The organism is Pseudonocardia halophobica (genome assembly GCF_027922425.1).
GTDB classification, from domain to species: Bacteria; Actinomycetota; Actinomycetes; order Mycobacteriales; family Pseudonocardiaceae; genus Pseudonocardia; species Pseudonocardia halophobica.
In genome coordinates this window covers 14,719-37,314 of the sequence record NZ_BSFQ01000031.1, presented here as the reverse complement: position 1 = coordinate 37,314, position 22,596 = coordinate 14,719, and the positions used below count along the sequence as shown (strand labels likewise).

Sequence of the window (22,596 nt, the reverse complement as noted above, 5' to 3'; positions counted from 1 at the left end):
GTGAACCACAGGGAGGCCGCCGCGCGCACCGGCCGGACGTCCGGGCCGGACGACTCCGTCGATCTCCTCGCCGGTGTCGCGGAGGGCCGCCGCGACGCGCTGGCCCGGCTCTACGACCGGTACGGCCGCCAGGCCTGGTCGCTCGCCCGCCGGATCTGCGGCGACGACGCGCTGGCCGAGGACGCCGTGCAGGAGGCCTTCACCGCCGTCTGGCGCGAGGCGGGCCGCTTCGACCCGCGCCGCGGCCGGGCCTCGACCTGGCTGATGACGCTGGTCCACCACAAGGCGGTGGACCTGGTGCGGCGCGAGGACACCGCGCGCCGGCGCACGGTGCCGATGGACGACGACACCGACCTCGCCCTCCCCCGGCTGCCCGGCGCCGACGTCGACGCGCTCGGCGCGGTCGCCGCCGGGACGGTGCGTTCCGCGCTCGACGCGCTGCCCGCCGACCAGCGGCACGCCCTCGCCCTCGCCTACTTCGGCGGCTACACCCAGCGCGAGGTCGCCACCCTCACCGGCGTGCCGCTCGGCACGGTGAAGTCCCGGATGTTCGCCGGCCTCGGCCGGCTGCGCACCGCCCTCGGGCCGGTCCTCGGCGAGGACGACGTCCGGTGAGCACGGCCGCCCCGCCCTGCCCGATGAGCCGCCAGGTCGCCGGCTTCGCCCTGCACGCCCTGGAACCCGACGAGGAGCTCGCGGTCCGCGCGCACCTCGGGCGCTGCCCCGAGTGCACCGTCGCCCTGCGCCGGCACGACGCCGTCCTGGCCGGCGTGGCGCGGACGGTGCCGCCGGTGCCGCCGCCCGCCGGGCTGCGCGACCGGATCCTGCACGCCGCGCGCAGGGACTTCCCGCCCGGCCTCCCGGCAGGCGTCGACCCACCGTCCGAGGAGCCCCGGCCCCGGTGGTCGCGCCGTCGATGGTGGGGTGTCGCGGCCGCCGCCGCGTGCGTGATCGCCGTGGGCGGGCTGGCCGGGCAGACCGCCGACCTGCACGAGCAGCGCGACGCCGAGGTGGCCCAGGCCCGCGACCTGGGGCGGCTCGTGACCGGGCTGGACGCGCCCGGCAGCACCCACGCCACCCTGGCCGACGGGCACGGGCGGCCGGTGGCCGCCGTGGTGACCGGCGCCGGCATCCGGCGCGTGGTGGTCGCGGACCTCCCGACCAACGACCGCGCGGGCTCGGTCTACGTCCTGTGGGGTGTCGGAGCCCCCACCGGCGCGGCCCCCGTGCCGCTCGGCACGTTCGACGCCACCTCCGGGCACACGGACGTCACCACCCTGCCGGCGGGCGGCACCTTCACCGCCTACGCCGTGTCGCTCGAACCGGGCCGGGTCGCCCCCGCGACCCCGAGCCGGGTCGTGGCGAGCGGCCAGGTCGTGTGAGCCGGGCGCAACGGCTCCGATGACCGCCGTCGACGGCAGTGGGCCCGGGGCGGGGCGTCCCCCGACCCGGGCCCGTGCGCACTGCCGCGCCCCGTCGGATCAGGTCGGTGCGGCCTCCGGCCGCGCCGCCGGCAGGTTGACCGACCGGGCCGGGTCCGCGACGAAGCAGTCGTTCACGACCGCGTCGCCGAACGCCCCGTCCAGCAGCTGCTGCAGCCCGTCGAGACTCGGTGCCTCCCAGATGCACATCGCCCGCGCGGCGTCGTCCTGCGTGACGCTCGCGAGGAGCACGAAGCCTTCCGGAAGGGTGGGATTACTGCTCATCACGCGGTCCCATCCCGCGGGGTCGCGGATGTCGTGTACCACTCCGTAATGCATGACGACCTCCTCCAGGTGTCGAGAGCGGCGCGAGTATGCGCCTCGGCCGTCATGGTCGTAAGGACCTCCCGCATGGTCATTCGACAGAGTCGCCGATAGCTGCACAGGACACCTAGACCCGGAGGTCGGTGCCCTGCTCCCGGCGGCGACGGGGACCAACCAGCCTTCCGGGGACGAACCGGATCCGCGGCGAGAACGAAGCACGGAAAGCACGAACCGCATTCCCGGGACCCGTCGAAGAAATCGACGACGGGCCCGGAGGAACCGGGCCGGGAACCACGGGAGAACACGATGAAGAAGCCTTTCCGGCTCGCCGCCGCCGGTGCGGTCGCCGCCCTGGGCCTCGGTCTCGCCGCGTGCGGCGGGTCCGGCTCCTCGACCGCCGCCGCGCCGGCGTCGCCGATGGCCTCGGCCCCGATGTCGGCGGCTCCGATGTCGGCCGCCCCGCTGTCGGCCGCCGCGGGCGACGGCGTGACCACCAACGCGGACGTCTTCGGGCCGGCCTGCAACCAGCTGCCGCAGGGGGACGCCCCCGGCTCGCTGAACAACATGGGCCCGCAGCCGGTGGCCAGCGCGGCGAGCACGAACCCGCTGCTCACCACGCTCGTGACCGCGGTCGGGAAAGTCCCGGGCCTCGCCGACACGCTGAACTCGCAGCAGGGCATCACCGTGTTCGCGCCGTACAACGGCGCGTTCGACCAGGTGAAGACGCAGCTGGGCGACCAGGCGTTCAACGGCCTGCTGGCGAACCAGCAGCAGCTGGGCGGGCTGCTGTCGTACCACGTGGTGCCGCAGCGCTACGACGCCGAGGGCCTCGTCGCCGCCGGCACCACCACCGAGCTCGCCGGGGGCACCGTGACGATCGGCGGGACCCCCGAGGCGCCGACCGTGACCGACGGGCGGGGGAACACCGCGAAGGTCCTCTGCGGCAACATCCCGACCGCCAACGCCACCGTCTTCGTCATCGACAAGGTCCTGATGCCGGCGGGCTGACCCGCGCACGCACGAGGGGCGGGGACCGGCCGGTCCCCGCCCCTCGGCGTCTCGGTGCATCACGGGGATCGGGAGTCCAGGTCGATCAAGGCCGGAACAGGGCGAGGCCGGGGCCGCCACCCCGATCACGGCGACCCCGGCCCGAAGGACTGCCCGATCCGCTCCCCAACGACGGACAGTCGCGGTCTCTGTGCCCCTGTGCGTGGCCTCCGAGTGCCTCGGTCCCCGGGATCCCCGCCCCGCGCGCCGTCTACACCTGTCCCGGGGAATCCGTCCGATCCGTGTCGCCCGAGCGTGTCGTGGGCGTCCCGTCCCCGTCCACCCGGAGCCGCCGGGTGCGCACGGTGAGGCCGCCGCGGGGGCGCCCGCCGGCCAGGCGTGCCGCGCGCAGGCACGCGTGCGTCCACATCACGAGCTGCACCTCCTTGGCGATCAGCACCTGGTCGTACAGCAGGTGCGAGAGCCGGTCGCCCGGGCGGGCCCAGGACTCGACGACGAAGCGGACGTCCTCCCCCGCCTCCTCGGTGCGGAACTCGATCTGCCCGGCCTCCAGGTGCCCGTCCAGTGTCGCGAGGCGGAAGTGCCGCGGCCCGGACCCGACGACGCGGACCGGCCCGTCCCACGGCCCGGGCAGCCGGATGAGGAACTCGTCGCCCACCGTCATGGCGCCGTCCGTGCCCCGCGTCCGCCGGAACACCGCCATCCCCGACGGCGACCAGGCGTTGGGATCCGCCGCGAGCAGCATGAGCAGCTGCTCCGGGGTGCGCTCGCCGCCGCCGATGCGCACCGAGTAGGTGCGGTGCAGCAGGTCCCCGTGGCCGTCCTCGACGTGCTGGACGCGGTCGTCGCACACCTCCGCCGGCAGCGGCTTCGGCAGGTCGGAGTCGTCCCCCGGCTCCTCGATGCGGTGGGTGACCGTCGTCCGCCAGAGGTAGCGCCACGCGACGATGCCGACGCCGACGGGCCAGCGGACGACCGCGCCGACCCGGCGGGACCGTCGCGAGCCCGTCGCCGGCCGGTGGGCATGGGAACGGAGCATCGAGTGTGAGTACCCGACGAGCGGGAACCCATGCCGCGTGACCATCGGGACGATCCTCCGGCGCGTGGGCGTACGCGCGATCCACCTGCAGAGCGTGTCGCTGGGCTGCATCGCGCTCTGCATCGGGCTGTGGATGCGGGCGAAGACGGTCGACCAGGAGGAACGGGGCAACGCCGAGCGACGCGCCCTGTTCGTCGGGCTCTGGCCGCCGACCTTCTGGTTGATCAGCGAGTCGGTGCGGCGCGAGGAGTCCCGCTGAACCGCGCGGCGCTGGAGGCGGAGGTCGTCCACCTCGCCGGCCTCGACGTGAACTACGCCGAGGACGAAGCGCCCACCACGACGGACGACCCGCACTGGCACGTCGACTCCGGCTACGCCGAGCTCGGCACCGAGGCCCCGGGTCCGCCCGAGCGCGACGGGCCCTTCGAACGCGCCTGCCGGATCGTGCGCAACTACGAGTTCACCGACGACCGCATCCTCCGGGGCATCTACCGGCGCGACGACCCGCTGCTCGGCCGGGACATGGTGCTGGAGGGCCGGTTCCTGTTCCTGCGCTTCCTCATGCCGGTCCGGGTCACGGACGCCTACGACACGGTCCGCGACGGCAAGCGCGTGTGGGGCTGGACCTACCAGACGCTGTGCGGGCACCTCGAGCAGGGCCGGCTGAGCTACGAGGTGGCCAAGGACCCGGAGACGGGGCGCGTCACCTTCTGGATCCACGCCTACTCCCGCCGCGGTCCCGTGCCCAACCCGATCCTCCGGCTCGGCTGGAGACTGTTCGGGCGCACCCTCCAGCTGGAGTTCTACCGGCGGGTGGGACAGCGTGTGCGGGAGCTGATCGACGCGAACCCGCCGGGGGACGACGAGCCGAAGGTCGGCCTGGTGATCGTGCCCCGTGAGCGGCCGGAGCGGTGGCGGGACCGGTTCGCCGTCGACCTCGTCCGGCCCGGGATGTGTCCCTGAGCCCGGTCCGGGTCACCGACCGGGAGTCGCCCGTCACCCCCACACCCGCCGCGCGCGCCCGCGGATCATGATGGACGCATGCCCGCGCCGTCGGAACCGCTGGAGAAGCTGGGATTCCTCACGATCGGCTCGTTCGACGGCGCCGATCCGGGTGCCGGCCACGAGACGACCCTGCGCATGATCGAGCTGGGCGAGGAGCTCGGGTTCGACAGCGCCTGGGTTCGCCACCGCCACCTGCAGTACGGCATCTCCTCGCCCGTCGCGGTGCTCGCCGCCGCCTCGCAGCGCACCCGCCGCATCGAGCTGGGCACGGCGGTGATCCCGCTCGGCTGGGAGAACCCGCTGCGGCTGGCCGAGGACCTGGCGACGGTCGACGTCCTGTCCGGCGGCCGGCTCAACCCGGGTGTGAGCGTCGGGCCGCCGATGCACTTCGACGACGTCAAGGGCTCGCTGTACCCGGACACCGCGGACCGGGAGGACTTCAGCCCCGAGCGGGTGTCCCGGCTGCTGCGGCTGATCGCGGGCGAGACCGCGAGCTCGTTCTCCGGCACGCAGGGCATCGAGGTCTTCTCCGACCGGGTGGAACCGCACTCCCCCGGGCTGCGCGGCCGTGTGTGGTACGGCGCGGCCGGCCTCGGCTCGGCGCGGCGGGCCGGCGAGCAGGGGATGAACTTCCTGACCAGCAGCGTGGTCCGGGCCGGGGACGGCGGCGGCACCGACTTCTCCGAGATCCAGCGCGGCCACATCGACGCGTTCCGGGCGGCGCACCCCGCCGGCGCGGCCGCCCGCGTGTCGCAGGGGCTCGTGGTCGTGCCCACCGACTCGGCCACGCCGGAGCAGCGCGCGAAGTACGAGGCCTACGCCGAGGCCCGGCTGCCGCGCACGGTCGCCCCGCAGGGCCCGGCCGGGATGCTGTTCGCCCGCGACCTCGTCGGCCCGTCCGAGGAGATCGCCGCGCAGCTGTACGCGCACGCCGGGTTCCGGGCGGTGCGCGAGGTGGTGTTCGCGCTGCCGTTCAGCTTCGCGCAGCAGGACTACGTCCAGATCCTCGGCGACATCGCGACCCGGCTGGCGCCGGCGATCGGCTGGCGGCCCGCGGCGGCCGCCTGATCCCCGGCCACCCGATCCCGGTCACGTCCCGAAGCGGACGGCCGGGCGCGGGGCGGGACGATCCCGGCGGCGGGTTCATCGAAACTGCCGATTCCCGTGCGGGGCGGCCCGGTGCACCCCGGCGCGGCCCGTATCCTCGCGGAGGTGCTGATCCCCCTCGCGATCCTGCTCGCGGTCGCCTCGGCGGTGTTCTACGCGATCTCCGCGGTGCTGCAGGAGCGCGAGGCGTCCCGGGAGTCCGCGGCGGGGCTCGGCCTGATGGCCCGGCTGCTGCGCCGCCGGCTGTGGTGGGCGGCCGTGGGTGCCACGCTGACCGGGGCGGCACTCCACGTCGCCGCCCTGGCCGCGGGACCGCTCGTCGTCGTGCAACCGATCGGGGTCTCCTGCCTGGCGATCGCCCTCGTGCTCGGAGCGCGGGTGAACCGCACGGCGATCACCCCGCGTTCGTGGGCCGGGGTGCTGTGCGTGGCGCTGGGCCTGCCCGCGGTGCTCGCCGCCGTGCCGCACCACGGCCCGCACGGCGCACCGCCCCCGCCGGGCGCCGGCCTGGGCTTCTGGACGGTCGTCGGCGTGCTGGCGGCGCTGGTCGCGGCCGCGGCGGCCGGCGGGCTGCTGTGCGGTCGCCGGCTGCCCCGCGGCGCCGCGGTCTGCTACGCCGTGGGCGCCGCGCTGTGCTTCGGCGTCGCGTCCGCGACCACCAAGACCCTGCTGGTCGGCCACCTCGGCTTCGGGCGGATCGCCGTGACCGCCGCGGCCGCGCTGATCGGCACCGCGCTCGCGCAGCACGCCTACCGCGGCGGCGGGCTGGGCGCCCCGCTCGCCGTCCTCACCCTCCTCGACCCGCTGACGGCCGGTGCGATGGGCGTGCTGGTGCTCGGCGAGCCCTTCGGCACCACCCCGCTGACCCTCGCCCTCGGCCTCGCCGGACTGGTCGTGACGGCCGTCGGCGTCGGCCTGCTCTCCGCCCGCCGGCCGGCGGTGGCCGTGCCGCCGCCCCTCGACCCGCTGCCGGTGCCCGCAGGCTCGCGCGGCTGAGGCGCGGCCGGGTCCGGGGACCGGTGTGCCCGCCGTGGGGAGGTCGTATGGTGCGCCCCATGGCACCGGCGCCGATCGCGTCCCGCACGCCGGGGCGGGCGCGATGACCCGTCCCGCCCCGGCCCGCACGCTGCCGCGGGTGCCCGCCCGCGCCCTGGCCGGGGCGACCGCGGTCGGGCTGGTCGTGTGGTCCTCGCGCGTCGTCGGGATCCTCGCCCTCGCGGGCGGGCTGCTCGCCGGACCGCGCCGGATGCTCGGCGAGCCGTTCCGGGCCTCGGTGGGCCTGCCGGAGATCGTCGGGGTCGGGCAGGTCGTCGTCACGGTGGTGGCGGGCGTCGGGATGCTGCTTCTGGCCGCCGGGCTGCGCCGCCGCAAGCGGCGGGCCTGGGCGCTCGCCGTGGTGATCACCGCGGCGCTCACCGCCGTCAACCTCGCGCGGGTGATCGGCCCGGCGCACGGGCACGCCGCGGTGGCCGCCGCCGTCACGGCGCTGCTGCTGGGCCTGCTCGTCGTCACGCGGCGGTCGTTCCCGGCCCGCTCCGATCCCGGCGGGGTCACCCGCGCGGCGCGGGTGCTGGTGCAGTTCGCCGTGGCGGGCGTGGGCGTGGTGTGGCTGTTCCTCGCGCTGAACCCGCACCGGCTGGCCCCCGGCACCTCGGCCTCGGCGCAGCTCGACCAGGCGCTGCTCGCGCTGGTCGGGGTGTCCGGCCCGGTCGCCTTCACCGCCCACGGGATGTGGCTCGACGACCTCACCGCCACCGTCGGGCTGACCTTCGGTGTGCTCGCGGTGCTGGGCGCCGGGTACTTCCTGCTCCGCTCCCCCGAGCCCGAGTCCCGCCTCGAGCCTGCCGACGAGGCGCGGCTGCGGGCCATGCTCGCCCGCCGCCCCGACCCGGACTCGCTCGACTACTTCGCGCTGCGCCGCGACCGCACCGTCGTCTACGCGCCGAGCGGCGGGGCCGCGGTGTCCTACCGGGTGCTGGCCGGGGTCGCGCTGGCCTCCGGGGACCCGCTCGGCGAGCAGGGCGAGTGGAACGCGGCGATCGCCGCGTTCCTCGACCGGGCGGTCGCCCACGCCTGGGTGCCGGCCGTGCTGGCGTGCTCCGAGGACGGGGCGACGGCGTGGGCCCGGGCCGGGTTCTCCGTGCTGGAGTTCGGCGACGAGGCGGTGCTGGACACGGCGGGGTTCACGCTCGAGGGCCGCACCATGCGCGGCGTGCGGCAGACCGTCGCGCGCGCCGAGCGGGCGGGCTTCACGGTCCGCGTCCGGCGGCTCCGGGAGATCGACCCGGAGGAGCGGGCCGAGCTCGCCCGGCTGGCTCGCAGCTGGCGCGGCGACGCCGAGGAGCGCGGCTTCTCCATGGCCCTCTCCCGCACCGCCGACGGCACGGACGGCGAGGCGGTCCTGGCCGTCGCGCACCGCGACGGCGTCCCGGCCGCCCTGCTGCAGTTCGTGCCGTGGGGCCGCGACGGGCTCTCCCTCGACCTCATGCGCCGCGACCCGGCGGCGGACGGCGGGCTCACCGAGCAGCTCGTCGTCGAGGTCGTGCGGTGGGCGGGCGGAAACGGGATCGCCCGGGTCTCGCTCAACTTCGCGGTGTTCCGCGGCGCCCTCGAGCGCGGGCAGCGGCTGGGCGCCGGGCCGGTCGCGCGGCTGTGGGCGCGCATCCTGCACGTCGCGTCGCGGTGGTGGCAGATCGAGAGCCTCTACCGGTTCAACGCCAAGTTCCGGCCCTGCTGGGTGCCCCGCTTCCTGCTCTTCCCGGCCGTCCGGGACCTGCCCAGGGTGCTGCTCGCCATGCTCGAGGCGGAGGGGTTCGGCGGCCGCCCGCCCGCGCTGCTGCGGATGCTGCGCCGCTGACGGAGGACGTGCGCCGATCGCCGGGAGGCGGTAGGCATCGGCCATGGCCACCACCGATCCGCTCGACCTGCTCGACCCGGACGAGCGGGCCGGGCTGCGGCCCGCCGAGGCCCGGTTCGTCGGCCCCATGCTCGCGACGCTGACCGCCGACCACTTCTCCGACCCGGAGTGGATCTACGAGCGGAAGCTCGACGGCGTGCGGGCGGTGGTCGTCCGGGACGGCGACGGCACCACGATCTGGTCCCGCTCCGAGAAGTCGATGACCGACACCTACCCGGAGATCGCGGAGGCGCTGGGCCGCGGGCCGGCGCTCGTCGCCGACGGCGAGATCGTGGCCTTCGACGGCCCGCAGACCAGCTTCTCGAAGCTCCAGGCGCGGCTCGGGCTGCACGACCCCGACCGGGCCCGGGCCACCGGCGTGGCGGTGTTCGTCTACCTGTTCGACGTCATGGTCGTCTCGGGCTGCGACGTCACCGCCCTGCCCCTGCGCACCCGCAAGCGGCTGCTGCGCGCGGCGGTCGACTTCGCCGACCCGGTCCGCTTCTCCACCCACCGCAACACCGACGGCGAGGCGTACCTCGCCGAGACCTGCGCCCGCGGGTGGGAGGGGCTGATCGCCAAGCGCGCGGACTCCGCGTACCGGCCCGGGAAGCGGTCCGACGACTGGCTGAAGTTCAAGTGCGTCCGCGAGCAGGAGTTCGTCGTCGGCGGGTGGACCGACCCGACGGGCTCGCGGCAGGGCTTCGGCGCGCTGCTCGTCGGCGTGTACGACGGCGACGGGCTGCACTACGCGGGCAAGGTCGGCACCGGCTTCGACGGGCGCGTTCTGCACCGGCTCCGGGAGCGCTTCGACGGGCTCGCGGCCGACCGCTCGCCCTTCGCCGGCACCGTCCGGGAGAAGGGCACGCACTGGCTGCGGCCCGAGCTCGTCGCGCAGATCGGGTTCACCGAGTGGACCCGCGACGGCCGGTTGCGGCATCCCCGCTACCTCGGCCTGCGCGACGACAAGGAACCCCGCGAGGTCGTGCGCGAGGAACCCCCGGCGTGAGCGCGAGTCACGGGGCGCCGCGCGGGTACCCGGCCCCCATGGCTCCCGAGACCACCGTGGACACCGCCGTGGACACCGCCGTGCTCGACGTCGACGGCACCCTCGTCGACACGAACTACCACCACGCCCTGGCCTGGTTCCGCGCGTTCCGGCGGTTCGACGTCACGCTGCCGGTCTGGCGGCTGCACCGGGCGATCGGGATGGGCGGCGACCAGCTGGTCCCCGCCGTCGCCGGGGAGGAGTTCGAGTCCGAGCACGGCGACGCCGCCCGCAAGGCGTGGGCGGAGGAGTTCCAGCCCCTGCTCGAGGAGATCCGGCCCTTCGAGGGGGTGCGCGAGCTGCTCACCGCGCTGCGCGACGCCGGGCTGAAGGTCGTGCTGGCCAGCTCGGGCAAACCCGAGCACGTCGACGCCTACCTCGACCTCTTCGGCGGCCGCGAGCTCGCCCACGCCTGGACCAGCAGCGAGGACGTCGAGCAGACCAAGCCCCAGCCCGACCTGATCGGAGTGGCGGTGGAGAAGGTCGAGGGCCGCGACGCCCTCGTCGTCGGCGACTCGGTGTGGGACTTCGAGGCTGCCCACCGGGCCGGGTACGCGGGCTACGCGATCCGGACCGGCGGCTTCTCCGTCGACGAGCTGCGGGAGGCGGGCGCCCGGGAGGTGTTCGAGTCCGTCCCGGAGCTCCGCGAGCACCTGGTCAGCGCGCTCGCACGCCGATAGCGGGGTCCTTCGCCTCGCCGTACTCCTCACGCAGCGCCGGCAGCAGCTCGGTGCGCGCGAACTCGAGGAAGTCCGGCTGCATCTCACCGCCGACCTCGACCAGCGCGACGTGCGTGAACCCGGCCTCCACGAACGGGCGGACCGCCTCGACGTGCGCCGCGACGTCCGGCCCGCAGGCGATCGCCGAGGCCACGTCCTCCTTGCGCACGAACTGGGTGGCCGCGGCGAACCCGGCGGTCCCGGGCAGCTCGGCGTTGACCTTCCACCCGCCGGCGAACCAGCGGAACAGGGAGTGCGCCCGCTCGACGGCGGCGTCCGGGTCCGGGCCCCAGCTGATCGGCTGCTGGCCGATCTTCGGCAGGTCGGCACCGGAGGCCCGGTCCCACCCCTGCACCAGGTCCGGCTCGGGCTCGACGGCCACCATCGCGTCGGACACGGGCGCGTACCGGTTCACCGACTGGGCGCCGGACACCGCGAGCGCGAGCGGGACGCCGTCCTCCGGGAGGTCCCACAGCTTCGCCGAGTCGACGCGGAAGTGCTTCCCCTCGAAGGTCACGTAACCGCCGGCGAACAGCTCGCGGATGATCGTGACGGCCTCGTCGAGCATCTCCTGGCGGACGTCGGCCGTCGGCCAGCCCCGCCCCACGACGTGCTCGTTGAGGTTCTCGCCGGACCCCAGCCCCAGCGTGAACCGGCCCTCGGACAGCAGGGCGACCGTCGCCGCCTTCTGCGCGACGACGGCGGGGTGGTACCGCATGATCGGGCAGGTCACGTAGGTCATGAGGCCGACCCGCTCGGTCGCGGTCGCGACGGCGCCGAGGACGCTCCACGCGTACGGGGCGTGGCCCATCTCGTCGAGCCACGGGAAGTAGTGGTCGCTCATCACCTCGAAGTCGAACCCGGCCCGTTCGGCGGCGACGGCGTCGGCGACGAGCTCACGGGGCCCGCGCTGCTCGGTCATCAGGGTGTAGCCGAAGGAGGTCATGGCCGGCGGGTACCCGCCGGGGGCCGGGCGACTCGGTCACGACCGGTGGCACCCGGAGCGGTTCGGACCGCCGGTCCGGGGTAGTCGAGCCGCGCGATCCGGACGAGAGGAGCACACGGTGCTCAGCAGCAAGGAACGGGCGGCCCTCGCGGCGATCGGCAGGTACCTCGAGCACGAGGACCCCCGGCTCGCCCGGCAGCTCACGGCGGACCCGAGGGAGGTGCCCGGGGCCGTCGAGCCGAGCCCCGGCCGGCCCGCGGCCGCGGCCCCGGTTCCCGACCCGCTGCTCGGGGCGGCTGCGCCCGCCCCGGCGGCGGCCGACGGCGGCCCCGACGGCGCCGGCGAGACCGGGGAGGAGGACGACGAGGAGGAGCCGCCCTCTGCCGCCCCCGAGATCGCGGCGATCGCCGTGCTCGCCGTGATGTCCGCGATCGGGCTGATCGTCGGCCTGCTCGCCGGGCGGCCGGGCTACGCGCTGATCGGTGCGGCACTCGGGGCCGCGGGCGGGTTCTGGTGCCGCTCCCTGCGCCGGACCGGGCGCGGCGGCTGATCGTCGCACCGCCCGGGCCCGGCTCCGCCGGGCCCGCGATACTGACCCCGTGGCAGTGCGGACGCTCGGCGTCGAGGAGGAGTTCCTGCTGGTCGATCCCGACTCGGGGGAACCGCGCGCGGTCGGCTCGACCGTGCTGCGCCGGGCCGGGGAGGGTGAGCTCACCGCGGAGCTGCAGGCGGAGCAGGTCGAGACGGCGACCGACCCGGTGCGCGACCTCGGCGACCTGCTCGGCGAGATCCACGTCCGGCGCGCGGAGGCGGCCCGGGCCGCCCGGGCCGCGGGCGTGGAGGCGGTGCCGCTCGCGACGCCGCCCGTCGCCGCCGACGCGCACGTCTCCCCGAGCCCCCGCTACCGCGCGATGGTGGAGCGCTTCGGCCGCACCGGCCGCCAGCAGCTGACCTGCGCCTGCCACGTGCACGTCGCCGTCGACTCCGCCGAGGAGGCCGTCGGCGCGCTCGACCGGATCCGGCCCTGGCTCGCGGTGCTGATCGCGCTGTCGGTCAACTCGCCCTTCTGGTCGGGTGCCGACACCGGCTACGCGGGCTTCCGCAGCCAGGTGTGGGGACGCTGGCCCTCGGCGGGCCCGACCGGTCCTTACGGCTCCGCCGCCGCGTACCGCGAGCTCACCGAGGCCCTGCTCGGCACCGACACCCTGCTCGACGAGGGCATGCTCTACTTCGACGCCCGCCTCTCCCACCAGCACCCGACCCTCGAGGTCCGGGTGGCGGACGTCTGCCGCGAGCCGGCCGACGCCGTCCTCGTCGCCGCGCTGACCCGCGCCCTGGTCGAGACGGCGGCCCGGGAGTGGGCGGTCGGCGTCCCCGCCGATCCGGTGCGCACGGAGGTCCTGCGGCTGGCGGCGTGGCGCGCGAGCCGATCGGGGCTGGACGACGACCTGCTGGACCCCCGCACCTGGCGCCCCGCCCCGGCGGCGGACGTCGTGCGCGCCCTGGTCGACCACGTCCGCCCCGCCCTGGACGACGCCGGCGACCTCGACACGGTCGGCGAGCTCTGGCACGCCCTGGCGGCGCGCCGTCCCGGCGCCACCCACCAGCGCCGCGCGTTCGAGAAGGGCGGCGACCTCCGCGCCGTGGTGCTCGACGCGCTCGCCGCCCGGGACTGACGGGGCCGGTCAGGAGGCCTTGCGTCGGGAGCCGGACGACTTCCCGCCCGACTTGCCCCCGCCCGACCTGCTTCCGCCGGACTTGCCCGACTTCTTCCCGCGCGCCTCCTCGACGCTGCGCTGCAGGGCCTCCAGCAGCGCCGACATCTCGGTGGGCTCGGGCGGCTCGGACTCGGTGACGATCTCCCTGCCCTGCTTCTTGTCCTCGATCAGCTTCCCGACCCGGTCGCGGTAGGTGTCGCGGTACTGGTCGGGCTTCCACGGCCCGCTCATCGCCTCGATGAGCTGCGTGGCCATCTTCAGCTCCTTGTCCCCCGGCTTGGTCCGGCGCGTCGGCACGTTGTCCAGCTCCGAGGGGTCCCGGACCTCGTCGGCGAAGTGCAGGGTGTGCAGGGCCATGACCGCGCCGTCGGCCCGCACCGCGGCCAGGTACTCCTTGCCGCGCATCACGAACGTGCCGATCGCGGCCTTGTCGCCCTGCATCATCGCCTCGCGCAGCAGCGCGTAGGGCTTGCGGTACTCGTCGCCGGTCGGGGCCAGCCAGTAGGTGCGCTGGTAGTACACGGGGTCGATGTCGGCGAGGTCGACGAAATCGGTGATGTCGAGGGTGCGGGAGCGGCCGGGCGCGATCTGGTCCAGCTCCTCCTGCTCGACCACGACGTACTCGCCGTCGCCGACCTCCGCCCCCTTGACGACGTCGCCGTAGTCGACCTCCTCGCCGGTGCGCTCGTTGACCCGCTGGTTGCGGATGCGGTCCGAGGTGCCCCGCTGGAACTGGTGGAAGTGCACGGTGTGGTCGTCCGTCGCGGTGAACAGCCCCACCGGGATCGACACCAGCCCGAAGGTGATCGAGCCCGTCCAGATCGCGCGTGCCACGCCGCCTCCCTCGTCCCGCCCGGCCGGCCCGGGCGACGGTCGTGTACCCGCCGGCGCGCCCCGTCACCCGTCGGCGCCGGTCAGCGCGAACCGGCCTCCGGGCCGAGCAGGTTACCGAGCGGGCCGAGGTCGATGTTCAGGTCGCCGGGCTCGAGTCCGAAGTGCTCGCGCAGCTCGACCATCGCCTCCTCGAGCCGCATCAGGCCCAGCCCGAGCTGTTCGATCTTCTCGTCGGGGAGGTCGCCGGCGTCGACCCGGCGCAGCGCCTGCCGCTCCATGAGCTGACGCAGCAGCTCGACGATCGTCAGCACCAGCCGGCCGAGGTCGCGGCCGACCGTGTCCGGCTGGGCCTCCACGCGGCGGGGCAGCTCAGGCACGCCGGACCTCCGTGAGCTCGGCCTCCGTGAGCGCGGCCTCCGGCACGGCGGTCTCCTGGCCCTCCATCAGGGTCGACACCGAGCTGATCAACGCCCGGAGCGAGACGTGCACGAGGTCGACGTCCGCCAGCGAGATCGTGATGTCGCCGGTGAGCATCACGCCGCCGGCGAGCAGCCGGTCGAGCAGATCGACCAGCGACAGCTCGTCGTCCGGGTGGGCGAGCGTCACGACTCCCCCAGCGTGGCGAAGGAGAAGGGCGGCCAGGGCCCGGTGAGCTCGACCGTCGCCCCCTCCGCCTCGACCGCGGCGAGCGCCGCCCGGAACTCGTCCTCCCCGTCCGTGTCGACCAGGTACGTCGCGTTGAGCACCATCTCCTGCTCGCGGCCGCTGAGCCGGGCGTCCTGCGGCTTCATCCGGTGTGACCCGGCCGCGACCTGCGCGAGCCCCTCGTCGAGCCGGTCGGCGACGGCCCGGGCGCGCTCGCGGGCCTGCGCGCCGCGGTCCCGGTCGGCCCGCCGGCGCAGCAGGTAGGACGTCCCGGGACGATCCGACGACGCCGGCGCCTCGACCGGGGCCTCGGGCTTGGCGTCGACGTAGACCTTGACGCCCCACTCCCGCCGGTCCCGGACGCGCTCGAGGACGGCCCCGAACTCCACCGCCCGCTCGCGCAGCATCCGGGCGACCGCCTCGTCGTCCCGGTAGACGGTGGCCAGCCGCAGGGGCGCCGTCGGTTCCGCGGCCGCCGCCTCCACGATCACCGCGTGGTGCGCCCGGGCGAGCCGCTCGATACGGGCCAGGTCCTCCATCGCGCGGGCGAGCGCCGCCTCGTCGAACTCCTCCTCGCGCACCGTGCCGACCACGGCGACGAGCGGGCCCTCGACGACGAGCCGGGGGCTCTCGCCGTCGACGCCCGGCCCGGCGGGCGGCCGGTCCGCCCCGCCGAGGCGCACCGCGTACAGCCAGACCAGGCTCATCCACGCTCCTCCCGGGACCGGGCGCTCCGCCTGCGCACCGGCTCCGGCTCGGGCTCCGGCCCGGATTCCTCCTCGGACTCCGGCTCGGACCCCACCTCGGCCTCCGAAGCCGAGCCGTCCCCCAGCTCGCCGCGGGTGCGGGCGGCCTCGAGGTCGCCGATGCGCTGCCGCAGCCGACGGTTCTCCTCGTTCAGGTCCCGCTGCCCGGAGCTGAGGCTCGGGTCGTGCTCCCACCAGTCGATGCCCATCTCGCGGGCCTTGTCGACCGAGGCGACGAGCAGCCTGATCTTGATCGTCAGCAGCTCGATGTCGAGCAGGTTCACGCGGATGTCGCCGGCGATCACGATGCCCTTGTCGAGCACGCGCTCCAGGATGTCGGCGAGGTTCGTCGACTCCTGGCGGTGCTCGGGCGGACGCGCCGTGCGTCCCGGTACCGGAAGGCCTCCGGTCGTCATCGTCCTCCTCTGTGCATCTGGCCCCGGCTGTAGCGGCCGGTGCGGCGGTAGCCGTGGAGGTCGCCGCGGGAGTCGACGTCCACCTGGAAGACGGCCAGGATGTCGGCCGAGTCCGGGATGCGGCGCGTCTCCACGACCTCGACACCGATCGACCAGCCCTCGTCGCGCCGCTCGATCGACACCACCGACTCCAGCTCGCGGCCGGTCAGCGCGACGATCTGCTCCGCCGCGCGGCGGGCCGCCTCGGCGGGCAGCGCGTGGCCGTTGCGCCCCGCCTCCCCAGAGCCGCCCGACCCGCCCTCGGAGCCGCCGTCCGCCCCGCCGTCCGACGCCCCCTTCGACGCCGTCCTCCGCGTGGCCGTCCTCTTCGTCCGGGTCGCGGGGGCGCCGTCCCGCTCGCCGTGCCGGGGGTCGGCGCGGCGAGCGGGGCGGTCCCGCCCGGTGTGCTCCTGGTCGTCCGTCATCGGTCTCCGCCGGTCAGGCGCGGCGCACCATGAGCCGCTGCAACAGCTCGTTCTCCCGCTCCGCGGCCTCCTCGTCGGAGAGCTCGCCGGTGCGGCGCGCCTCGTCGACCCACTCCAGCTCCGCGCGGATCCGCGCCGGGTCGTAGTACTGCTGTTCGGCCTGGTCCTGGATCTGCTCGGCCAGCCACAGGACACCGCGGACCGGGGCCAGCGGCAGTCCCAGCAGACCCGACACGAGACCCATCGACGATCACTCCTCCGGCACGAAGTCGTAGGGGGCGAGCGGCCCGAGCAGCCGCAGCTTCAGCCACTCGTGGGTGTCCGCACCCAGTTCCTCGACGGCGGCCTCGAACTCCTCCGCCCCGTCCCTGCGTACCAGGAACGCCGCGTTGACGACGTCCTCGGGCTGGGTCGGCGTGGTGGTCGAGACCGCCTCGGCGAACGGGCCGATCCGGTCAACGATGTCCTTCGCGTCGACCTCGCGGCGCTCCTCGAGCGCCTTGACGATCAGCTCGCCGAGCTTGACGCGGTCGTAGTAGGCCGCGTCCTCGGGCACCCCGCGGATGCGCTCCTGCAGCTCGCGCACCCCCGAGTCCTCCTCCACGACCTCGCGGAGCAGGACGTCCTGGTCGTAGCGGCCCTTGAGGGTGTATTGGACGGTGCCCTCGAGCTGGTCCAGCGCCCGGACGAACCGGTCGTGGTGCGGCGCCAGGAGCTCCTCGAGCACGCCCTCCTCCTCGATCACGGCCGGGAACCGCATCGGGAGCACCGTCGTGCGCGCGGCCACCGAGTCCACCACGGCCTCGTGGGCCACCAGGTCGTCCCGGGTGCCGAGCGGGCGGTCGAGCGGGACGTCGCCGACGATCGCGGCGACCTTCTCGTGCACCACGGTGGTCACCGTGCCCGACGGGCCCAGCCCCACCAGGTCGTCGGGCAGCTCGGCGTCCGCCCGGACGAGCCCGTAGACGTACGTCGCGCTCACGCCTCACGCTCCCGGGTCCGCTGCGGCCGGCGGCGGCGCGGCGCCTCCTCCCGCTCCTCGTCGCGGTCGTTTCCGCCCAGGAGCTCCCCGACCTTGTCGACGGCCGCGTCGAGGGCGCCGGCGGTCTTACCCTTGGCGCCGCCCTCCATCATCCCCTGGGTCAGCTCGGTGAGGTCCTTGCCGCCCTTGCCCTTGCCGTAGAGGTCGAGCCGGTTGGTGGCCTCGGCGAAGCGCAGGAACGTGTCCACGCTCGCCACCACCACGCGCGCGTCGATCGTGAGGATCTCGATCCCCACCAGCGACACCCGCACGAACACGTCGATGACCAGGCCCTTGTCCAGGATCAGCTCGACGACGTCGGCGAGGCCGCTCGACCCGCCCCCGCCGCCGCGGTCGACGTGCCCTCCGCCGCCCGTCTGGGTCGCCACCGTCATCGCTCATCGACTCCTTCCGCCGGCGCCCGCGGTCTGCCGGCGTGCCGTGCGGCGGCGGGCCGGGGGCGGCTCCTCGTCGGGTTCCTCGTCGGGCTCGGTGTCCTCGTCGGCGGCCGTGTCCGCCTCGTCGACCTCCTCGTACTCCTCGTCCGGCTCCTCCTCCGGCTCCTCGTCGGCGTACTCGTCGGCCTCCTCGTAGTCCTCCTCCGGCTCCTCGTCGGCGTACTCCTCGGACTCGTCGACGGCGCCCTCGTCGGCCTCCTCCGCGGGCTCCTCCTCGTAGTCCTCGTCGTACTCGGCGGCCGGCTCGGCCTCCTCGTCGTACTCCTCGTCCCCGCCGGCCTCGGCGTACTCGTCGCGCTCCTCGGGCTCGCCCTCCTCCTCGCGGGCGCGCTGCTCCTCGTCGAGCGCCTCCTCGTGGGTCGTCACGACCTCGGCGTCCCGGATCTCGCCGCGCCAGCCCTCGATCTCGTCCTGGTGCAGCATGGCCGTGGTCATGGCGTGCCGGCGGAAGTGCTTGAACTCCAGCCGGGCGCGGCGGCCCTGCGCGCGCCAGATGTTGCCGGTGCGCTCGAACAGGCCCTGCGGGTGGTACTCGAGCACCAGCAGCACCCGGGTGAGGTTCGGGCCCAGACCGGTGAAGCTCACCGCCCCGTCCACGTGCCCCTTGGGTCCCTTGGAGCGCCACATGATGTGCGAGTCGGCGACCTGCTCCATGGTCGTCGCCTCCCACTCGCGGTGGGACCAGAAGACCTTCGCCTTCCAGTGGGTCTTCTCGTCGGTGATCTGGTCGACGCTCTCGACCTTCTTCATGAAGCCCGGGAAGTCGGCGTACTGGGTCCACAGGTTGTAGGTGGTGCGCACCGGGAGGCCGACGTCGATCTCCTCGACGATGTTGGTCAGCTTGACCTTCTTGCCGCCGCCGCTGCCGCCGCCGCCGCCCTCGGAGTCCTCGCCGCCGCCGCCGCCGAACAGGCCGCTGACCTTCTCCTTGATCCCGGAGAAGAACCCGCCGCCCTTGCCACCGCCGTCGCCGTCGCCGTCCTCGTCGTCCGGGTCGTCCCCGTCGTCGTCGCGACGGCGGCCGAGCGCCTCGCGGACCCCGGACCCGCCGTTCTCGGTGACGGTGTCGAAGCGGTCGGTCAGGTTCGTGACCCGGTCGGTCGCGGCCTCGGCGGCCCGCTGCACCAGCATCGACAGCAGCCGCGAGCCGGCGTCCTTCAACGCGTCGGACGGCAGCGCCTCCGCCAGTTTGGACGTGTCAGGCATCGCTGCTCCTCCGCTTGGCAGCGGCCTTGCCACGACCCGAGGCGGCCTTCGCCCCGCCGGCGGCGGCCCGCGCCCCGGTCCGGGCCGTGGCGGTGCCCGCGGCCGCGGTGCGACGCCCGGAGCCGGTGGCCCGGGAGCCCGTCCCGCGCGACGCGCCCTGGGCCTTGGCGGTGCGGCGCCGCGGCTTCGGCTCCTCCTCGGGCTCCTGCTGCTCGTCCTCGGCCGGCTCGCCGCCCCGGTCGGTCTCCTCGTCGGAGTCGGCGCCGGCGGCCTCGCGGGCGCTCTCGACGGCGCTCTGCGCGGCGTCCGTGCCCGCCCCGGCGGCGTCCTCCCCGGTGTCCGAGGCGTCCGACGCCGCGTCGGAGGCGGTGTCCCCGGCCTTGCCCGCCTTCTCCTTCGCGCCGTCCTTCGCGCCCGCAGCCCCGCTCGCGAGGGTCTCGACCCGCTGACCGACCTTGTCGGTCAGTGCGGCGACCTGGCGCGCCGCCACGGCCATGGCGGCGCCCTTGCCCGCCTCCAGCAGCCGCCCACGGACCTGGTCGCTCAGCGCCGAGAGCTCGGGCGAGCTGTTGAGCAGCTTGGTGGCCTGGCCCAGGAGCTCACCCGGCCCGCCCGCACGACGCCCTGCGGCCATCCCGCCGAGCATCAGGGCGAGCTTCATCTTCTTGGTGCGTCCCAGGAAGTAGCCGCCGGCTACCCCGAGCGCCACCCGTGCGCCGCATTTCATCGTGCCTCCATGTTGTGGTGGCCGGCCCGCGCCCGCGCGAAGGGACCGATGTCACCGAACCGCTCGCGCACGAGCCCCGAACCGGGGTCAGCAGCTTCTACCCGAACGGATCTGGCCGCACACGCTGATCGCCCACATCAGCCATTTTTGCGCCGTTCGGCCCACCCACCCGGACCATTTCCCGGAAATGCTCCTGAAACAGACGGGTGAGCACCGCTGCGACGGTTCCGTGAGTGTGCTGGGCCGAACGAGCGCCTACCGCCCGGTCGGCCCAACGGCTGGTCACGGTGCGGAAGCGGGCGTGCCGACAGCGTGTGGGAACGGAACGGCGGCAGCCACCGGAGTCCGGCGTGGACGGGCCCCGCCGGCCGAAAGAACGGATCATCAGGATCCGGCTTTGGCGGCCGCCACGATGATCAGCACGATCAGCGCCACGAGCAGCAGCACCACGGTGATCGGCAACAACACGATCGCGAGCACGAGGGCGAGAATGATCGCCACCCGCATTCCGGTGCTCATGGCCCCGACCGCGCCTTTCAACGCACCCCAGATCGGGTTCTTCCCGGCCAGCCCGGCCCGGACGCCGCCCAGCAGCCCGCCCATGGCGAGCCCGCCCGAGGAGGCCATCTTCTGGACCAGGCCGCCCAGGTTCTCCACGTTCTCCAGGACGAGTCCGACCGAGCTGCGCAGGAGCGTGCGGAGCAGGTTGCGCAGGCTCTCCTTGAGGTCGGCGACCGCGGCGTTCCGGCGCTCGGCGGGGTCGGGGCCCGACCCGTTGCTCGACCGCGGGGCGTCGCCGCCCATCTCCAGCGCCGTCATGGGCCGCATGTGTTCCTCCCCGCCTGCGCCGCCGGGGCGTGCGGCGCTCGTGGCCGTCTACCCCGATCCGGGTCGGCGCCACTCACCGCACGGGCGGTCCCGCGCGGATTCCGCCCGACCGTCGCAGCGCGCGGTCGTGGAGGACGGTTCGCATTGCCCCGTCCGGAGCAGTGCCGGCTGCCGGGGTGCCGCGGTTCGCGCGGGGGCGTGGGGGTAGCGCTCCCCGATGGCGAGCATCGGCTACTTCCTGTCCTGCGAGCAGTACGGCCCGAAGGAGCTCGTCGCCCAGGCGCGGGCGGCGGAACGGGCCGGCTTCGAGCGGCTCTGGATCTCCGACCACTTCCACCCGTGGAACGACGAGCAGGGCCAGAGCCCGTTCGTCTGGTCCGTGATCGGAGCGCTGTCCGAGGCGGTGTCGCTGCCGGTCACGACCGCGGTGACCTGCCCGACGGTGCGCATCCACCCGGCCGTGATCGCCCAGGCCGCCGCGACCGCCGCGGTGCAGCTCGACGGCCGGTTCGTCCTCGGGGTCGGCAGCGGCGAGCTGCTCAACGAGCACGTCCTCGGCGACGCCTGGCCGTCCGTCGGCGAGCGGCTTGCCATGCTCGAGGAGGCGGTCGACGTGATCCGCCTGCTGCACAAGGGCGAGCAGATCAGCCACCACGGCACCTACTACGAGGTGCAGGAGGCGCGGATCTACACGCTCCCCGAGCAGCCGGTGCCGATCTACGTCTCCGGCTTCGGCCCGCAGGCCACCGAGCTGGCGGGCCGGATCGGCGACGGCTACTGCACGGCGATGCCCGACGGCGACCTGGTCCGGACCTTCCGCGGGTCCGGCGGCGGGGACAAGCCCGTCCAGGGCGGCATGAAGGTGTGCTGGGAGCCCGACCGCGAGGCCGCGATCGACCGGGCGCACCGCCTGTGGGCCAACGACGCGTTGCCGGGCCAGCTCGGCCAGACCCTGCCCCGCCCGCAGGACTTCGCCGACGCCATGACGCTGGTGCCGCGCGAGCAGGTCGCCGAGGCGATCGTGTGCGGCGACGACCCCGAGGACCACCTCGCGCGGGTCCGGCAGTACCTCGACGCGGGCATCGACGAGGTCTACGTCCAGCAGGTCGGCGCCGACCACGACGGCTTCTTCCGCGGGTGGGCCGACACGGTGCTGCCGCAGCTGCGGTGAATCGGCGCCGAGCCTCCGATCCCGCCCGCTGACAAGGGCCCGTCGGCCTGTCCTGCACGCGGTGCCGCGTGCTTGGCTTGCGCCCCTGTCCGGCCGCGAGGTGGGGGTGCGTCATGGCGGGAGCACGGGGACGGCACGGGCGCCGGGTGGTGGGCGCCCTCGTGGCGGCGGCGGGCGCTGTCCTGCTGCTGCTCGCCCCGCCGGGCGACCGGGGCGCCGCCACGGAAGCGGCGCCCGCACCGGTCGCGCACGCCGGCTACCAGCCGGTCACCGGGTCCAACTGGTCCGGCTGGGCGGCGGTCGGATCCGGCTTCACCACGGTCTCCGCCGCCTGGTCGGCCCCCACGGTCCGCTGCGGTGCGCCCACCCAGGTCGTCGGGCCGTGGGTCGGGCTGGGCGGCGTCGTGACGAACACCGTGCAGCAGACGGGCCTCGAGATCACCTGCGCGTCCGGGAAGCCGGTGTACCGCGCCTGGTACGAGACGGCGCCGCAGCCGCCCGTGTACCACCCCGACCCGGTCGGCCCGGGCGACCGGATGACCGCGAGCGTGCACCGGACCGCGACGGGCTACACCCTCACCATCGCCGACACCACGCGCGGCTGGACGCGGACCGCGCACACGGCCCACCTCCAGGACGACCACGCGTCGGCGGAGGTCGTCGTCGAGTCACCCACGGGCGCGTTCCCGGCGTTCGGCAGCCTCACGCTCTCCGGCGCCACCGTCGACGGCAGGCCCCTCGCCAGCACCGACCCGGTCGGCTTCGAGTCCGGCACGACGAACGTGCGGCAGACGAGGACCGGACCGGTGCGCGGCGGCACGTTCACCGTGAGCTACCTGCACGAGTAGG

29 protein-coding genes are annotated in these 22,596 nt (G+C 74.9%); 14 read left to right on the top strand and 15 right to left on the bottom strand.

Features of this window, described 5'->3' with window-relative positions:
• Both PKE99_RS27520 and PKE99_RS27515 read left to right on the top strand, forming a co-directional pair.
• Complete coding sequence (locus PKE99_RS27520) at nt 1-615, top strand: sigma-70 family RNA polymerase sigma factor (RefSeq protein ID WP_037046831.1); 615 nt, start codon at nt 1-3, stop codon at nt 613-615.
• The gene (locus PKE99_RS27515; protein WP_037046829.1) at nt 612-1,382 is read left to right on the top strand and encodes an anti-sigma factor; all 771 of its coding nucleotides are present in this window, start codon (nt 612-614) and stop codon (nt 1,380-1,382) included. The genes PKE99_RS27520 and PKE99_RS27515 overlap by 4 nt, the downstream gene beginning before the upstream one ends.
• A gap of 99 nt (nt 1,383-1,481) precedes the next feature.
• Here the strand turns inward: PKE99_RS27515 and PKE99_RS27510 are convergent, their stop codons facing one another.
• Entirely contained in the window at nt 1,482-1,760 is a 279-nt protein-coding gene (locus PKE99_RS27510) for a hypothetical protein (protein ID WP_156067660.1), read from the bottom strand.
• Between the two features lie 291 nt (nt 1,761-2,051).
• Here PKE99_RS27510 and PKE99_RS27505 point away from each other — a divergent pair, with 291 nt between their 5' ends.
• Complete coding sequence (locus PKE99_RS27505; protein ID WP_037046826.1) at nt 2,052-2,753, top strand: fasciclin domain-containing protein; 702 nt, start codon at nt 2,052-2,054, stop codon at nt 2,751-2,753.
• Nucleotides 2,754-3,003: 250 nt separating this feature from the next.
• Here the strand turns inward: PKE99_RS27505 and PKE99_RS27500 are convergent, their stop codons facing one another.
• Nucleotides 3,004-3,792: a DUF1990 family protein gene (locus tag PKE99_RS27500; protein WP_081924206.1), complete on the bottom strand. Its 789-nt coding sequence runs from the start codon at nt 3,790-3,792 to the stop codon at nt 3,004-3,006.
• Nucleotides 3,793-3,856: 64 nt separating this feature from the next.
• Between PKE99_RS27500 and PKE99_RS27495 the strand changes: the two genes are divergently transcribed.
• From PKE99_RS27495 to PKE99_RS27465, 7 genes are all read left to right on the top strand, one after another.
• Entirely contained in the window at nt 3,857-4,051 is a 195-nt protein-coding gene (locus PKE99_RS27495) for a hypothetical protein (protein WP_231498236.1), read from the top strand.
• A 47-nt stretch (nt 4,052-4,098) separates the two neighbouring features.
• Nucleotides 4,099-4,755 (top strand): DUF1990 family protein, encoded by a 657-nt coding sequence (locus PKE99_RS27490; protein WP_051737550.1) that lies wholly within the window; start codon nt 4,099-4,101, stop codon nt 4,753-4,755.
• A gap of 78 nt (nt 4,756-4,833) precedes the next feature.
• Nucleotides 4,834-5,865 (top strand): LLM class flavin-dependent oxidoreductase, encoded by a 1,032-nt coding sequence (locus tag PKE99_RS27485; protein ID WP_037046823.1) that lies wholly within the window; start codon nt 4,834-4,836, stop codon nt 5,863-5,865.
• 144 nt (nt 5,866-6,009) lie between these two features.
• On the top strand, nt 6,010-6,900 hold the full coding sequence (locus PKE99_RS27480; RefSeq protein ID WP_156067659.1) for a DMT family transporter: 891 nt from the start codon (nt 6,010-6,012) through the stop codon (nt 6,898-6,900).
• Between the two features lie 103 nt (nt 6,901-7,003).
• The gene (locus PKE99_RS27475) at nt 7,004-8,761 is read left to right on the top strand and encodes a phosphatidylglycerol lysyltransferase domain-containing protein (RefSeq protein ID WP_051737548.1); all 1,758 of its coding nucleotides are present in this window, start codon (nt 7,004-7,006) and stop codon (nt 8,759-8,761) included.
• Nucleotides 8,762-8,804: 43 nt separating this feature from the next.
• A complete protein-coding gene (gene ligD, locus PKE99_RS27470) occupies nt 8,805-9,809 on the top strand; it encodes a non-homologous end-joining DNA ligase (protein ID WP_037046819.1) in 1,005 nt (334 codons plus the stop codon).
• Between the two features lie 38 nt (nt 9,810-9,847).
• On the top strand, nt 9,848-10,528 hold the full coding sequence (locus PKE99_RS27465) for an HAD family hydrolase (protein ID WP_037046802.1): 681 nt from the start codon (nt 9,848-9,850) through the stop codon (nt 10,526-10,528).
• Here PKE99_RS27465 and PKE99_RS27460 read toward each other — a convergent pair.
• A complete protein-coding gene (locus PKE99_RS27460) occupies nt 10,506-11,513 on the bottom strand; it encodes a TIGR03557 family F420-dependent LLM class oxidoreductase (protein WP_037046799.1) in 1,008 nt (335 codons plus the stop codon). The genes PKE99_RS27465 and PKE99_RS27460 overlap by 23 nt on opposite strands.
• 118 nt (nt 11,514-11,631) lie before the next feature.
• Here PKE99_RS27460 and PKE99_RS27455 point away from each other — a divergent pair, with 118 nt between their 5' ends.
• Nucleotides 11,632-12,063 carry a DUF3040 domain-containing protein gene (locus PKE99_RS27455; RefSeq protein WP_037046798.1) on the top strand — a complete coding sequence of 144 codons (432 nt, stop codon included), beginning with the start codon at nt 11,632-11,634 and terminating at the stop codon, nt 12,061-12,063.
• 49 nt (nt 12,064-12,112) lie between these two features.
• Nucleotides 12,113-13,189: a carboxylate-amine ligase gene (locus PKE99_RS27450; protein WP_156067658.1), complete on the top strand. Its 1,077-nt coding sequence runs from the start codon at nt 12,113-12,115 to the stop codon at nt 13,187-13,189.
• 9 nt (nt 13,190-13,198) lie between these two features.
• Here PKE99_RS27450 and ku read toward each other — a convergent pair whose 3' ends face one another.
• The 12 genes from ku to PKE99_RS27390 form a co-directional block, all read right to left on the bottom strand.
• Nucleotides 13,199-14,065: a non-homologous end joining protein Ku gene (ku, locus tag PKE99_RS27445; RefSeq protein ID WP_037046796.1), complete on the bottom strand. Its 867-nt coding sequence runs from the start codon at nt 14,063-14,065 to the stop codon at nt 13,199-13,201.
• Between the two features lie 80 nt (nt 14,066-14,145).
• Nucleotides 14,146-14,442, bottom strand: a complete 297-nt coding sequence (locus PKE99_RS27440; RefSeq protein WP_037046795.1) for a gas vesicle protein K — start codon at nt 14,440-14,442, stop codon at nt 14,146-14,148.
• Nucleotides 14,435-14,671 (bottom strand): gas vesicle protein, encoded by a 237-nt coding sequence (locus tag PKE99_RS27435; RefSeq protein WP_051737547.1) that lies wholly within the window; start codon nt 14,669-14,671, stop codon nt 14,435-14,437. The genes PKE99_RS27440 and PKE99_RS27435 overlap by 8 nt, the downstream gene beginning before the upstream one ends.
• On the bottom strand, nt 14,668-15,417 hold the full coding sequence (locus PKE99_RS27430; protein WP_037046793.1) for a GvpL/GvpF family gas vesicle protein: 750 nt from the start codon (nt 15,415-15,417) through the stop codon (nt 14,668-14,670). Before PKE99_RS27430 ends, PKE99_RS27435 begins: the two co-directional genes overlap by 4 nt.
• Entirely contained in the window at nt 15,414-15,872 is a 459-nt protein-coding gene (locus tag PKE99_RS27425; RefSeq protein WP_081924188.1) for a gas vesicle protein, read from the bottom strand. Before PKE99_RS27425 ends, PKE99_RS27430 begins: the two co-directional genes overlap by 4 nt.
• Nucleotides 15,869-16,336, bottom strand: a complete 468-nt coding sequence (gene gvpO, locus PKE99_RS27420; RefSeq protein WP_081924187.1) for a gas vesicle protein GvpO — start codon at nt 16,334-16,336, stop codon at nt 15,869-15,871. Before gvpO ends, PKE99_RS27425 begins: the two co-directional genes overlap by 4 nt.
• 13 nt (nt 16,337-16,349) lie before the next feature.
• The gene (locus PKE99_RS27415; RefSeq protein WP_037046791.1) at nt 16,350-16,580 is read right to left on the bottom strand and encodes a gas vesicle protein GvpG; all 231 of its coding nucleotides are present in this window, start codon (nt 16,578-16,580) and stop codon (nt 16,350-16,352) included.
• Between the two features lie 6 nt (nt 16,581-16,586).
• On the bottom strand, nt 16,587-17,318 hold the full coding sequence (locus tag PKE99_RS27410) for a GvpL/GvpF family gas vesicle protein (RefSeq protein WP_037046788.1): 732 nt from the start codon (nt 17,316-17,318) through the stop codon (nt 16,587-16,589).
• Entirely contained in the window at nt 17,315-17,752 is a 438-nt protein-coding gene (gvpJ, locus tag PKE99_RS27405) for a gas vesicle protein GvpJ (protein ID WP_037046786.1), read from the bottom strand. The genes PKE99_RS27410 and gvpJ overlap by 4 nt, the downstream gene beginning before the upstream one ends.
• 3 nt (nt 17,753-17,755) lie before the next feature.
• Nucleotides 17,756-19,021, bottom strand: a complete 1,266-nt coding sequence (locus PKE99_RS27400; protein ID WP_037046784.1) for an SRPBCC family protein — start codon at nt 19,019-19,021, stop codon at nt 17,756-17,758.
• Nucleotides 19,014-19,748: a hypothetical protein gene (locus tag PKE99_RS27395; RefSeq protein ID WP_156067657.1), complete on the bottom strand. Its 735-nt coding sequence runs from the start codon at nt 19,746-19,748 to the stop codon at nt 19,014-19,016. The genes PKE99_RS27400 and PKE99_RS27395 overlap by 8 nt, the downstream gene beginning before the upstream one ends.
• A gap of 384 nt (nt 19,749-20,132) precedes the next feature.
• A complete protein-coding gene (locus PKE99_RS27390) occupies nt 20,133-20,576 on the bottom strand; it encodes a hypothetical protein (protein WP_156067656.1) in 444 nt (147 codons plus the stop codon).
• 217 nt (nt 20,577-20,793) lie between these two features.
• Between PKE99_RS27390 and PKE99_RS27385 the strand changes: the two genes are divergently transcribed.
• Both PKE99_RS27385 and PKE99_RS27380 read left to right on the top strand, forming a co-directional pair.
• Entirely contained in the window at nt 20,794-21,747 is a 954-nt protein-coding gene (locus tag PKE99_RS27385; RefSeq protein WP_037046782.1) for a TIGR03557 family F420-dependent LLM class oxidoreductase, read from the top strand.
• Nucleotides 21,748-21,860: 113 nt separating this feature from the next.
• Entirely contained in the window at nt 21,861-22,595 is a 735-nt protein-coding gene (locus PKE99_RS27380) for a G1 family glutamic endopeptidase (protein ID WP_156067655.1), read from the top strand.
• Nucleotide 22,596 lies beyond the last annotated feature (1 nt).

Bases quoted from the DNA above. Each gene is read 5' to 3' on its own strand.
- PKE99_RS27510 (WP_156067660.1), bottom strand. From the start codon at position 1,760: ATGCATTACGGAGTGGTACACGACATCCGCGACCCCGCGGGATGGGAC.
- PKE99_RS27505 (WP_037046826.1), top strand. From the start codon at position 2,052: ATGAAGAAGCCTTTCCGGCTCGCCGCCGCCGGTGCGGTCGCCGCCCTG.
- PKE99_RS27500 (WP_081924206.1), bottom strand. From the start codon at position 3,792: ATGCTCCGTTCCCATGCCCACCGGCCGGCGACGGGCTCGCGACGGTCC.
- PKE99_RS27485 (WP_037046823.1), top strand. From the start codon at position 4,834: ATGCCCGCGCCGTCGGAACCGCTGGAGAAGCTGGGATTCCTCACGATC.
- PKE99_RS27475 (WP_051737548.1), top strand. From the start codon at position 7,004: ATGACCCGTCCCGCCCCGGCCCGCACGCTGCCGCGGGTGCCCGCCCGC.
- ligD (WP_037046819.1), top strand. From the start codon at position 8,805: ATGGCCACCACCGATCCGCTCGACCTGCTCGACCCGGACGAGCGGGCC.
- PKE99_RS27465 (WP_037046802.1), top strand. From the start codon at position 9,848: ATGGCTCCCGAGACCACCGTGGACACCGCCGTGGACACCGCCGTGCTC.
- PKE99_RS27460 (WP_037046799.1), bottom strand. From the start codon at position 11,513: ATGACCTCCTTCGGCTACACCCTGATGACCGAGCAGCGCGGGCCCCGT.
- PKE99_RS27430 (WP_037046793.1), bottom strand. From the start codon at position 15,417: ATGAGCCTGGTCTGGCTGTACGCGGTGCGCCTCGGCGGGGCGGACCGG.
- PKE99_RS27425 (WP_081924188.1), bottom strand. From the start codon at position 15,872: ATGACGACCGGAGGCCTTCCGGTACCGGGACGCACGGCGCGTCCGCCC.
- gvpO (WP_081924187.1), bottom strand. From the start codon at position 16,336: ATGACGGACGACCAGGAGCACACCGGGCGGGACCGCCCCGCTCGCCGC.
- PKE99_RS27415 (WP_037046791.1), bottom strand. From the start codon at position 16,580: ATGGGTCTCGTGTCGGGTCTGCTGGGACTGCCGCTGGCCCCGGTCCGC.
- gvpJ (WP_037046786.1), bottom strand. From the start codon at position 17,752: ATGACGGTGGCGACCCAGACGGGCGGCGGAGGGCACGTCGACCGCGGC.
- PKE99_RS27400 (WP_037046784.1), bottom strand. From the start codon at position 19,021: ATGCCTGACACGTCCAAACTGGCGGAGGCGCTGCCGTCCGACGCGTTG.
- PKE99_RS27395 (WP_156067657.1), bottom strand. From the start codon at position 19,748: ATGAAATGCGGCGCACGGGTGGCGCTCGGGGTAGCCGGCGGCTACTTC.
- PKE99_RS27390 (WP_156067656.1), bottom strand. From the start codon at position 20,576: ATGCGGCCCATGACGGCGCTGGAGATGGGCGGCGACGCCCCGCGGTCG.
- PKE99_RS27385 (WP_037046782.1), top strand. From the start codon at position 20,794: ATGGCGAGCATCGGCTACTTCCTGTCCTGCGAGCAGTACGGCCCGAAG.
- PKE99_RS27380 (WP_156067655.1), top strand. From the start codon at position 21,861: ATGGCGGGAGCACGGGGACGGCACGGGCGCCGGGTGGTGGGCGCCCTC.